Raw genomic sequence first — 12,331 nt, 5'->3', positions numbered from 1 at the left:
TTTATGCCCCTTGAGCTAAATTACGTTGTTGGCGCCACTGCCCCCAGCCTTCCATTAATGCAATAATGGCAATGTACAACACTGTGGCAACACCAAATGCGGCGAAAGTTTGTAATGACTGGCTATCCACTTGCCGCGATACATAAGAAAGCTCCGCCACCCCAATCGCCATCGTTAACGATGAATTCTTTACCACATTCATATATTGGCCAAGTAAAGGCGGCATAGCGATTTTAACCGCTTGAGGCAACACCACGAGTTTCATCGCCTGCCAAGAAGTTAGCCCCAAAGCGAAAGCAGCATATTTTTGCCCCTGACGAACGCCCCTGATACCTGCTCGAATTTCCTCAGCAATAAAGGGTACGGTATACAAGGTCAAACCAACAAAACCCGCTAAAAATTCAAATGATGGCCACCCTACGGGTATCCCCAACAATTGGATTTCATGGGGTGTATTCAACCATTCCATTGTGGCAGATGGTAAAATTTCACCAGAAGCGAAATACCAAAAAAATAGCTGCACCAACAAAGGCGTGTTTCTAAAAATAGAAATATAGATGTTCACTCCCCAACGAAGAGGAGCAATCTGGCTATCCTTTGCTGATGCAACTAGAAAACCTAATAAAGTAGCCGCAATAATGGTACACACAGAGATCCAAACTGTGATCAAAAAACCATAGCCGAACCATTCAAGGTACTGTGGTGCCAGCAGATGTTCTGACCAAAAATTACCGCTGGAAAATTTCTCAAACATAGTCAATCACCATTCTACTTGGTTCTATTAACCAAGAACCCCGCACAATGTGCAGGGTAACCAACAAGTTATTTTTTTATTTCAGGCCATTAAGATTGAGGCTGTTGTTCGCTTAATGGTGCAAACTTAAAGTCACCACGTGGTTGGGCGGCTTTAGTTTCTGGGCCAAACCAACGGTTGTAAATCACCTCGGCTTTGCCGTCTTTCTCTAATTTCAACAGTGTTTCATTGACGTTTTCAACCAAACGTGTTTCGCCTTTGCTTGCTGCAAGTGCTTGATATTCTTTTGTTAGGCTGAATGGCGAAATTTCAAAATCAACTTTAACTTTCTCAGGTAAATTACCTAATAAACCCACCAATTTTGCATCGTCTTGGGTAATAGCTTGTACGTTACCATTACGCAGTGCAGCAAATGCCTGTGGGGTATCATCGTAAGAAATCACTTTAGTGTCTGGAAAACGCTCACGTAAAGTGACTTCTTGTACGGTGCCTTTATCTGCACCGATACGCAGAGGTTTAATATCATCAGGGGTTTTTAATACGCCTTTACGGGCAATAAATTTTTGCCCGGTAGCAAAATCAGGGATGGAAAAATCAACTTGTTTTGCGCGTTCATCGGTAATGGTAAAATTCGCCCCAATAAGATCAACTTTGCCAGAAGTTAAAAGTGGAATACGATTCGCAGGATTAGTCGGACGAAGCTCAAGTTTTACCCCTAGGCCATCAGCAATTTCTTGTGCGATATCCACATCATAACCAGCCAATTTCTTAGTTTGAGGGTCAATAAAACCAAAGGGCGGGTTGCTATCAAAGACTGAAATGCGGATCACTCCGGCTTGCTTGATATCATCTAATTTATCTGCGCTAGCGACATTCGCTGTCAGCGCCAAACCTGTGAGTAGAACAGTTGAGAGAATACGAGCTTTCATTGAACACCTCTGGCGGTAAATTTATGTAAATCGACCGTCACAAGCTATCAACTATCTCTTAGCACTTGAAATACTATTAAATAATATATTTATAACTAAGAGGAATAAATGAAGTGAATAAAGAAAGGGGGAAACTTTATACAAGGACCCCGAACATGGTTAAACCATCAATAGACTCTTATTGAGCAAGAAGAAAGTCGGTAGAAGAACGTTTTATACGCTAAACAATTTGTTCTAAAGTAAGCTGACGCCGATATTCAAGAGTAATACTCTAAATAGTTCGGGCTGTAGCTAGGCGGCAAATAAAATTATCCCTAGGGGCATACACAAGTATGTGACCCGAGTAGTCGAACTCAAATATCAGAACTACAGCTTGAGGTATGATAGGTATTTAATGCATTAACCTCATATATTAATACTCTAAATAGTTCGCGTTGTGGCTAGGCGGCAAGCGAGGATATCTCGGGGAGCATACATCAGTATGTGACCCGAGTAACCGAGCGAAGCCAACACCGCCACAGCACGAAATATGACGAGTATTCGAGTAATTATTTATTCGTTAACATCTTCTCAAGACTATCCCCACCGACGTGACGGAAATCTTGCCCCTTCACATAGTAGAAAATAAATTCACAGATATTTTGACAACGGTCGCCAATGCGCTCAATGGAGCGTGCGCAGAACAGTGCCGTTAATACACTCGGGATTGTCCGCGGGTCTTCCATCATATAGGTCATTAATTGACGTACGATACCCTCATACTCTTGGTCAACTTTTTCATCTTCACGGTAAATACGGATGGCTTCTTCAAGATCCATTCGTGCAAATGCATCAAGTACATCATGTAGCATTTGTACCGTATGACGGCCTAATGATTCCAAACTCACTAACAAAGGCTGATGTTGATGAGAGAATTTCTCCAATGCAGTTTGGCAGATTTTGTCCGCAACATCGCCAATCCTTTCCAATTCTGCAATGGTTTTTGAAATTGCCATAATCAGACGCAAATCACTCGCTGTTGGCTGGCGCTTGGCAATAATTTTTACGCACTCTTCGTCAATCGCCACTTCCATCATATTGACTTTATGGTCATTCTCAATAACTTCACGTGCTAAGGCTTCATCCTGATTATGCATGGCCGTAATGGCTTTGGTGAGCTGTTCTTCCACCAGCCCTCCCATTGTCATCAACTCAGTATGGATATGTTCCAGTTCAGCATTGAACTGCCCCGATATATGTTTGTTGTGATTCAGCGTATCCATCGTCGGCTCCATATCAACCGTAGCGGCCAGTAATATAATCTTCAGTTTGCTTCATTTCAGGGGTCGTAAACATCTTGTCAGTGTGATTAAACTCAACTAACTCCCCTAAGTACATGAATGCCGTATAATCAGAACAACGTGCTGCCTGTTGCATATTATGGGTAACAATCACCACAGTGTACTCTGATTTTAATTCACTAATTAATTCTTCAATACGACCCGTTGAGATAGGGTCAAGTGCAGAGCAAGGCTCATCCAGTAACAATACCTCTGGGCGAATAGCTATCCCACGAGCAATACATAAACGTTGCTGCTGACCACCAGACAAGCTATAACCACTTTGGTGGAGTTTATCTTTAGTTTCATTCCATAATGCAGCTTTTGTCAGTGCCCATTGCACACGCTCATCCATTTCTACACGCGATAATTTTTCAAATAAACGGACTCCAAATGCAATATTATCGTAGATAGACATTGGGAATGGAGTGGGTTTTTGAAAGACCATTCCTACTTTTGCTCGTAATAACGCGATATCTTGTTTGTCCGTCAGGATATTCTGACCATCTAATAAAATTTCACCTTCTGCACGTTGTTCGCCATACAGCTCATACATTTTATTAAAGGTACGTAACAATGTGGATTTACCGCAGCCTGATGGGCCGATAAATGCCGTCACTTTATTCTTTTCAATGTCTAAAGAGATATTTTTCAGCGCGTGAAACTTGCCATAGTAGAAGTTGAGGTCACGAACTTTAATTTTACTGTTTGCAATTTCGTTTGCATTAATCATGGTTTACTTTTCTCTCTAAATCTTTAGTTATCCGGGCTTAGTGTTTTTTCTGTGCAAACACAACACGCGCAATGATATTAATCAGTAGGACACATAGGGTAATTAATAACACCCCAGCCCATGCAAGCTCTTGCCATTCAGAGAATGGACTCATTGCAAATTTGAAGATAGTCACTGGTAAGTTGGCAATTGGCTCGCTCATATCTGTACTCCAGAACTGATTCGACAGTGAAGTAAACAGTAACGGTGCGGTTTCCCCCGCAATACGTGCAATAGCCAGCAAAATCCCCGTGATAATCCCGGATACAGATGCTTTTAGCGTAATAGATAAAATCATTTTCCATTTTGGTGTGCCGAGTGCATAAGCGGCTTCACGCAAGCTATCCGGCACTAACTTCAACATATTTTCAGTTGTCCGGATAACAATTGGAATTTGCAACAATGCAAGTGCGACAACCCCAGCCCAACCGGAAAAATGCTGCATCTGTGCAACCACGATGGTGTACACAAACAGACCTACAACGATAGATGGCGCTGATAATAAGATGTCATTAATAAAACGAGTTACCGAAGCTAACCATGACTTACGGCCATACTCTGCTAAATAAATCCCCGCTAAGATCCCTAAAGGAGTACCGATAACCGTAGCCCAGAGGATCAGTAAACCACTACCAACAATGGCATTTGCTAAGCCGCCACCTTCTGTATTAGGCGGTGGGGTCATTTCAGTAAACAGATTGAGGGACATCCCATCAATCCCTTTCGTCACTGTAGAAAATAAAATCCAAACTAACCAAAACAAGCCAAAAGCCATGGTTAACATCGAAACCAATAGAGCCATTCTATTGATTTGACGGCGCCATGCTTGACGGCGAGCGCGTTCTTTTTGATTGACGGCAATAGGTTGAGATAACGACATATTAACGGCCCTCATTCTTCGCAAGGCGCATAACCATCAGCTTGGAGATTGCTAGCACAATGAATGTGATAACAAATAGAATCAGCCCAAGCTCCATCAAGGCAGAGGTATGCAAGCCGCTTTCTGCTTCTGCAAACTCATTCGCCAATGCAGAGGTGATACTATTACCTGGCATAAATAATGACACGCTATCTAGTTGATAAGTATTACCAATCACGAATGTCACCGCCATGGTTTCACCCAATGCGCGGCCTAGACCTAACATCACACCCCCAATTACCCCATTACGGGTATAAGGCAGAACGATGTTCCAGATCACTTCCCATGTAGTACAGCCAATACCATAAGCTGACTCTTTCATCATCACAGGAGTTTGTTCAAATACATCGCGCATAACAGACGCAATGTAAGGAATAATCATAATCGCGAGGATGATCCCCGCAGCTAAAATACCGATACCGAATGCTGGGCCTGAGAATAACTCACCAACAATCGGAATACTCGACATCACATTCCCCACTGGTTCTTGGAAATATTCCGCAAACAACGGCGCAAAGACGAATAACCCCCACATCCCATACACAATACTTGGGATAGCAGCAAGGAGTTCAATTGCAATACCTAGAGGCCGTTTTAACCAGTTAGGTGCAAGCTCAGTTAAAAATAAGGCGATACCAAAACTCACTGGTACCGCAATGATCAGAGCAATTAACGATGTCACAATCGTGCCATAAATAGGCACAAGCGCACCGAACTCTTCCGCTGGAGCATCCCACTCTTTGGTCCATAAAAACGAAAAACCAAATTTTTGCATACTTGGCCAAGATGCAAAAATAAGGGAGATAATAATACCCCCAAGCATTAATAAAGTGATTAGCGCGGCAATCTTTACCAATGCACCAAAAATCACATCACCTGATTTGCTAGGAGCTTTAAATGCCGTTGTTTTTTCGGCCATGCGCTTTGTTCTCATTCCACACCTACTTGCTTACGTAGGATTTAATTTACTTCATTTAGAAAGCGGATGTTAGATCCTCTAACATCCGCCTGCCACTGCCAACCCGAGGTTCACTTAGAAAAGTGCTTTACCTTGGCTATCTTTTACTTCTGTTTTCCATGCTGCGCGAACAGCTGTCACCACTTCTTCAGGTAAAATTGCGTAGTCTAATGCTTCCGCTTGCTTACCACCTTTCTCATAGGCCCAGTTAAAGAAGTCGAGCGTTGCTTTGCCCTTTTCAGCATTAGCTTGCTCTTTGTGTACTAAAATAAAAGTTGTCGATGTGATTGGCCATGCATTGGCACCATCACGGTTCGTGAGGTCTTGAGCAAAAGATTTAGACCAATCAACTTTTTTCGCTGCTGCGCTGAAACTTTCACCTGTTGGCGAGACTGCTTCGCCATCCGCAGATATCAGTTTAGTATAAGCAAGATTATTCTGTTTTGCGTAAGCATATTCCACATAACCAATAGAACCTGGCAGACGCTGAACAAATGCTGCAACGCCATCGTTACCTTTACCACCTACGCTATTTTTTGGCCAGTTAACTGTTGAGCCCGCACCAATATCTGATTTCCAGCTTGCACTAACTTTCGCTAAGTAGCTAGTGAATACGAAAGTGGTACCTGAGCCATCAGAACGTCTGACGACTGCGATAGTTTGGTCTGGTAGGCTAACATTTGGGTTTAACTTAGCAATAGCAGGGTCATTCCACTTAGTAATTTTACCTAAATAGATATCCCCTAAAGTGTTGCCATCTAAAGTCAGTTGCCCTGACTCAATGCCTTTTACGTTGACAGCCAGGACAACACCGCCAATGACTGTTGGGAACTGAAATAAACCATCTTTTTTCAGTTTTTCGTCAGTTAATGGCGCATCAGAGGCACCGAAATCAACGGTTTTTGCATTAATTTGTTTGACACCACCAGAAGAGCCAATCCCCTGATAGTTTACTTTATTACCTGTTTCTTTCTGATAAGAGTCTGCCCACTTTGCATAAACAGGAGCGGGGAAAGTCGCGCCAGCTCCGGTCAGGCTGGTAGCAGCAAAAGAAGACATTGCGGTCAAAGATAAAGTTGCTGCCATTACGCTTGCTAAGGTGGTACGCGTCATTTTCATAATCCCTCCGGGGATGTATAGAAACAATCAAGTATAAAATTGTTGGGTGTATGTCACGGTAGGAAAAATAGGACAATTTAGTTACGACAACATGTCGTTTTTATGACAGTTTTATGACAATTGCTGATTTTTTCGCTGGCGAGAAAACAAAATCGAAGAAAAATACAATTTTACAACTTAAGATTCAATTAGTTATAAAAACAAAACTTCAAAACTAATATCAAAAAGAAAAATGACAGACTGTCATAAAAGCGAAAAATATTTTTATCCTGCAACTATAAAATAATACTCAAAATAATTTGTGTTGCAGCTAGGCGGCCAAAGAGGATATCTCGGGGAGCATACATAAGTATGTGACCCGAGTAGCCGAACGCAGCCAACAACGCTGCGGCGCAAAGTGTGAAGAGTATTTAGTCTTCTTTCTCTTTAAGGGGAAGCAAAGCCCTAATCGCAAACCCACCGCGCTCACTCTTATGGATTTCAATGCTCCCTTCATGGGCATCGACAATCCGGCGAATAATCGCCAAGCCTAAACCAGTCCCTTTATTGCTACGTGCTTTTTCACCTTGTACAAAGGGTTGGAATAACCGGTGAATATCTTCTTCTTTGATACCTACACCATCATCTTCCACTTGGAACCAAACAGAATCTTCCGTTTTACCACTACTTACTTTAATCCAGCCATTACCATAACGATATGCGTTGACAATCATATTCGTGATAGCGCGTTTGATAGCTAACGGGTTACCATTTACTATCATTGAGCCCGGCTCCAGCGCTGTTTCGATTTCACCGATCACATTGCTTTCTGAATTGACCGCTTCCATAAGGATTGAATTAAGGTCGCAGAATTCCATATCCATTTCTTGCCCTGTTTTCAGGTAGGACATAAATTGACCGATGATCGCATCACACTCTTCAATATCTTTATTGATAGACTCCGCAAGGTAGCTATCTTCTGGGCTCATCATTTCTGTTGCTAAACGAATACGAGTTAATGGCGTTCTTAAATCGTGGCTAACCCCTGCCATTAAAACAGTTCGGTCGTTTTCTAGCGTTTTGATTCCAGCGGCCATATGGTTAAAGGAACGAATTGCCGCCCTTACCTCAGTCGCGCCTTTTTCTTGCATGGGCGGTAAAATAACCCCTTTTCCAACCTCACCAGCATGGTATTCCAACTCAAGCAACGGCTTGTTCTGATAACGAATATACAGCCACACTCCGGCAAAAATTGTCAGGAAAATAGTCAGTGTATAACGGAAAACGAGGGAAAATTGATTTTGACCTATCTCAGTCAAGGGGACTCGCACCCAAATATCAGGCGCGAGGTAAGATGTCAGCCACAAAATCGGATATTCACGGCCTAATTCGAGGTGAACATTTGCCTTACCGCCTAAATAATCCGACATGTGTTCGCTTAAAAAATCATACTCTTTCGCCCAATTCAACCCTTCTTCCATTGCAGCTGAATGAGCGTAAAAGGTAATACCTAATTCATTATAGATTTTTTTACGTAACGCGGGTGATACCCGCACCGAGGTCCCATCCTGTAGAACCATTTTCTCTGTCATCAACGTCCTAACTTCATAAGCCAGTACTTTGTTAAACTGTTGTAAGCTAGGCATCACAACAAAATTCAACACGACCATATAGCTGGTCACTAGGCTTGCGAATAACAACGCAACGAACAAAAATAACGAGCGAGAAAATGTACTACGTCGTGAGAACCTCAGTCGCTTCATGCTTTACTTCCATCTGGAACAAACACATAACCCAAGCCCCAAACTGTTTGAATATAGCGTGGATGGGCAGGGTCTTCTTCAACCATACGGCGTAAACGTGAAATTTGAACATCGATAGAACGTTCCATCGCACTGTATTCACGGCCTCGCGCTAAGCTCATTAACTTGTCACGAGATAATGGTTCCCTTGGATAAGAAACCAACACTTTTAATACCGCAAATTCACCACTAGTTAATGGCATATTTTCATCACCTTGGAACATTTCACGAGTTCCAAGATTTAACTTAAATTTACCAAATGTAATGACAGCATCATCTTGAGATGGCGCTCCCGGTAGTTCATTTGCTTGGCGACGAAGTACCGCACGGATACGAGCCAGTAATTCGCGTGGATTGAAAGGTTTTGGAATATAGTCATCAGCACCAATTTCTAAACCAACAATGCGGTCAACCTCTTCACCTTTCGCGGTAACCATAATAATAGGGATTGGGTTATTTTGACTGCGTAAACGACGACAAATTGATAACCCATCTTCACCCGGTAGCATTAAATCTAATACTATCAGATGAATTGATTCCCTCGTCAGGATTCTGTCCATTTGTTCAGCGTTTGCGGCACTTCTTACCTGAAAGCCTTGCTCTGTGAGGTAACGCTCTAGCAGTGCACGTAAACGCATATCATCATCGACGACAAGAACCTTATAACTTTCCTGCATTTTGTAGCCCTCAAGATGTGCATCTTTCAAATTATTTTTTTAATCAAAGTAAGCAAAAAAATATTAATGCCTACTAATTTACCACTAACATAGGATTTAATGAATCATTTTACACTTCAGATGCTTAGTGGACGATAACTTATTTCTAATATGAAATAGGTTACTTGCCCTCCTGGAGTATTTACTATTATCTCATCATCAACTCGTTTACCAATCAGGGCTCGCGCCACGGGAGAGTCGATTGAAATCCATTGTTTTGTAGGGTTAAACTCATCAGCCCCGACTATCCGGAATATTCTGATATTTTCATTTTCATCTTCAAGTTTAACCCAAGCACCAAAAAAGACACGGCCTTCTTGCCGAGGGTCAGGTTCGATTATCCTTAGTTGATCCAATCTTTTAGATAAAAACCGGATACGCCGATCAATTTCACGTAACCTTTTTTTACCGTATATGTACTCTGCGTTTTCTGAACGATCCCCTTGGGCTGCTGCTTCAGAAACAGATTGGGTTACTCTAGGCCGTTCTTCTTTCCACAGATACTTTAGCTCTTTGTCTAACGCATCCCAACCTTCGCGCGTAATTAAAAGACTTTTTGTCATAACCTTAAAATATTCGTCAATAGAGACAGTGATTATAATAATTTATAGAACATAATCTGAGACTTTCCTACCAATAGGCTTAAATTCAGTCTGGAAATTATGGCTATCACCAAGTATAACAGTGCAGTAAATTTTTTTAATTGTTCTTTCAGTAGGTATTTAAACACGACATGAATGAAACTCTAAGCCAAATCATCGCAGCAGAACTGCATGCCCAACCGAAACAGGTTTTTTCTGCCATCACCTTATTAGATGAAGGTAATACTGTCCCGTTTATCGCTCGTTACCGTAAAGAGGTTACCGGAGGGTTGGACGATACTCAGCTTCGCCAGCTAGAAAGCCGCTTAGGGTACTTACGCGAACTGAATGACCGTAAGCAAACCATTCTGAAATCGATTGAAGAGCAAGGGAAATTAACCCCAGAGCTTGCCTCTGCGATTGATACTACCCTCAATAAAACTGAACTTGAAGACCTGTATTTACCGTATAAACCGAAACGTCGTACCCGTGGGCAAATCGCCATTGAGGCAGGGCTTGAGCCATTAGCGGATACCTTGTGGACAGACCCAAGCCAGTCCCCTGAAGAACTAGCCCAAGCTTACATCGATGCAGATAAAGGCGTAGCGGATATAAAAGCAGCCTTAGATGGCGCACGTTATATTCTTATGGAGCGTTTTGCCGAAGATGCCGCCTTATTGGCCAAAGTTCGTGACTATATTTGGAAGAATGCCCACCTTGTTTCTGTTGTTGCAGAAGGTAAGCAAGAAGAAGGCGTTAAATTTAGTGACTACTTTGAGCACCAAGAGCCTGTAGCTCAAGTCCCCTCGCACCGTGCACTTGCTATGTTCCGTGGTCGTAATGAAGGTATTTTACAGCTGTCATTAAATTGTGACCCACAATTTGATGAGCCACCAAAAGAAAGTTACTGTGAAGAGATCATCACTCGCCACTTAGATGTACATTTGAATAACGCCCCAGCTGACCAATGGCGTAAAGCGGTGATCAGCTGGACATGGCGAGTCAAAGTGCTTCTGCACTTGGAAACGGAAGTAATGAGTTCTCTGCGCGAAAAAGCAGAAGAAGAGGCTATTAACGTTTTCGCCCGTAATCTCAGTGATTTGCTGATGGCCGCCCCCGCAGGCATGCGTGCAACTATGGGGCTCGATCCTGGCCTGCGTACAGGGGTAAAAGTCGCAGTAGTTGATGCAACAGGTAAACTGATTGCAACCGATACTATTTATCCACACACTGGCCAAGCGGCTAAAGCAGCAACGATTGTTGCCGCGCTGTGTCAAAAACATCATGTGGAACTCGTGGCAATCGGTAATGGGACTGCATCGCGAGAAACTGAACGCTTCTTTGCAGAAGTCCAAAAACAATACCCTGAAGTAACAGCCCAAAAAGTCATCGTCAGTGAAGCGGGGGCTTCGGTCTATTCCGCCTCTGAGCTTGCTGCGCTTGAATTCCCAACATTGGATGTATCTTTGCGTGGTGCCGTATCTATTGCACGCCGTCTACAAGATCCTCTCGCTGAACTGGTAAAAATTGACCCTAAATCTATCGGAGTTGGTCAATATCAACACGATGTTAGCCAAACTCAGTTGGCACGTAAACTCGATGCTGTGGTTGAAGATTGCGTAAACTCCGTTGGTGTCGACCTAAATACAGCTTCAGTTGCCTTACTGACTCGCGTTGCCGGTTTAAGCAAGATGATCGCCCAAAATGTGGTGGATTGGCGTGATGAAAATGGCCAATTTAATGATAGAAAGCAGTTACTGAAAGTCACGCGCCTTGGGCCAAAAGCATTTGAACAATGTGCAGGTTTCCTACGTATCACTAATGGTAAGAACCCATTGGATGCTTCGACCGTTCACCCTGAGTCTTACCCAATTGTTGAAAAAATCCTTGAGTCTGTCCGTCAACCACTAAAAGAAATTATGGGTAACTCACAAGTGCTTAATGCCTTAAGCCCACGTGATTTCACCACAGAACAATTTGGTGTCCCAACCGTCACGGATATCATTAAAGAATTAGAAAAACCGGGTCGTGACCCTCGCCCTGAGTTTAAAACGGCCACCTTTGCCGAAGGGGTTGAGACCATGAATGACCTTGTCTCTGGGATGGTCTTAGAGGGCGCAGTTACCAATGTAACCAACTTTGGCGCGTTTGTAGATATTGGTGTTCACCAAGATGGGCTCGTTCATATTTCTTCTCTATCAAATAGTTACGTTGAAGACCCTCACAAAGTGGTAAAAGCGGGTGATATCGTAAAAGTCAAAGTGCTAGATGTCGATATCGCGCGTAAACGTATTGCGCTAACGATGCGTCTGGATGAGCAAGCTGGTGATACGAATAGCGCACCTCGTCGAGCAGCTCCAACGCAAGACAAAAACCCACGCAAAGCAGCACAACCAAGGGGTAATGCACGCCAAAACTCATCATCTTCTGGTAACAGTGCGATGAGCGATGCACTGGCTGCCGCATTTGGCAAAAAACGTTAA

At 43.0% G+C, this 12,331-nt stretch carries 11 protein-coding genes; 1 reads left to right on the top strand and 10 read right to left on the bottom strand.

Annotated elements, in window-relative coordinates:
• Position 1 precedes the first annotated feature (1 nt).
• From ABE954_RS01450 to greB, 10 genes are all read right to left on the bottom strand, one after another.
• Complete coding sequence (locus ABE954_RS01450; protein ID WP_240133371.1) at positions 2 to 754, bottom strand: amino acid ABC transporter permease; 753 nt, start codon at positions 752 to 754, stop codon at positions 2 to 4.
• An 89-nt stretch (positions 755 to 843) separates the two neighbouring features.
• A complete protein-coding gene (locus ABE954_RS01445; RefSeq protein ID WP_042847740.1) occupies positions 844 to 1,683 on the bottom strand; it encodes an ABC transporter substrate-binding protein in 840 nt (279 codons plus the stop codon).
• Positions 1,684 to 2,231: 548 nt separating this feature from the next.
• The gene (gene phoU, locus ABE954_RS01440; protein WP_036958602.1) at positions 2,232 to 2,945 is read right to left on the bottom strand and encodes a phosphate signaling complex protein PhoU; all 714 of its coding nucleotides are present in this window, start codon (positions 2,943 to 2,945) and stop codon (positions 2,232 to 2,234) included.
• A gap of 13 nt (positions 2,946 to 2,958) precedes the next feature.
• Positions 2,959 to 3,735, bottom strand: a complete 777-nt coding sequence (gene pstB, locus ABE954_RS01435; protein WP_042847741.1) for a phosphate ABC transporter ATP-binding protein PstB — start codon at positions 3,733 to 3,735, stop codon at positions 2,959 to 2,961.
• A gap of 37 nt (positions 3,736 to 3,772) precedes the next feature.
• Complete coding sequence (pstA, locus tag ABE954_RS01430) at positions 3,773 to 4,654, bottom strand: phosphate ABC transporter permease PstA (protein WP_042847744.1); 882 nt, start codon at positions 4,652 to 4,654, stop codon at positions 3,773 to 3,775.
• Between the two features lies 1 nt (position 4,655).
• Positions 4,656 to 5,612: a phosphate ABC transporter permease PstC gene (pstC, locus tag ABE954_RS01425; protein ID WP_042847813.1), complete on the bottom strand. Its 957-nt coding sequence runs from the start codon at positions 5,610 to 5,612 to the stop codon at positions 4,656 to 4,658.
• A gap of 114 nt (positions 5,613 to 5,726) precedes the next feature.
• Positions 5,727 to 6,770, bottom strand: a complete 1,044-nt coding sequence (pstS, locus tag ABE954_RS01420; RefSeq protein WP_042847746.1) for a phosphate ABC transporter substrate-binding protein PstS — start codon at positions 6,768 to 6,770, stop codon at positions 5,727 to 5,729.
• Between the two features lie 410 nt (positions 6,771 to 7,180).
• Positions 7,181 to 8,512, bottom strand: coding sequence for a two-component system sensor histidine kinase EnvZ (gene envZ, locus ABE954_RS01415; protein ID WP_042847749.1), 1,332 nt, complete (start codon positions 8,510 to 8,512; stop codon positions 7,181 to 7,183).
• Positions 8,509 to 9,228 (bottom strand): two-component system response regulator OmpR, encoded by a 720-nt coding sequence (gene ompR, locus ABE954_RS01410; protein WP_042847751.1) that lies wholly within the window; start codon positions 9,226 to 9,228, stop codon positions 8,509 to 8,511. The genes envZ and ompR overlap by 4 nt, the downstream gene beginning before the upstream one ends.
• A 116-nt stretch (positions 9,229 to 9,344) precedes the next feature.
• The gene (gene greB / locus ABE954_RS01405) at positions 9,345 to 9,830 is read right to left on the bottom strand and encodes a transcription elongation factor GreB (protein WP_042847754.1); all 486 of its coding nucleotides are present in this window, start codon (positions 9,828 to 9,830) and stop codon (positions 9,345 to 9,347) included.
• A gap of 170 nt (positions 9,831 to 10,000) precedes the next feature.
• On the opposite strand from greB, the gene ABE954_RS01400 reads away from it, so the two are divergent.
• Positions 10,001 to 12,331: a Tex family protein gene (locus tag ABE954_RS01400; RefSeq protein WP_042847756.1), complete on the top strand. Its 2,331-nt coding sequence runs from the start codon at positions 10,001 to 10,003 to the stop codon at positions 12,329 to 12,331.

Source organism: Providencia sp. TYF-12 (genome assembly GCF_041344805.1).
Taxonomy (GTDB): domain Bacteria; phylum Pseudomonadota; class Gammaproteobacteria; order Enterobacterales; family Enterobacteriaceae; genus Providencia; species Providencia huashanensis.
Note: the sequence above shows the minus strand (reverse complement) of the source record. Positions and strands in the feature narration are given on the sequence as shown.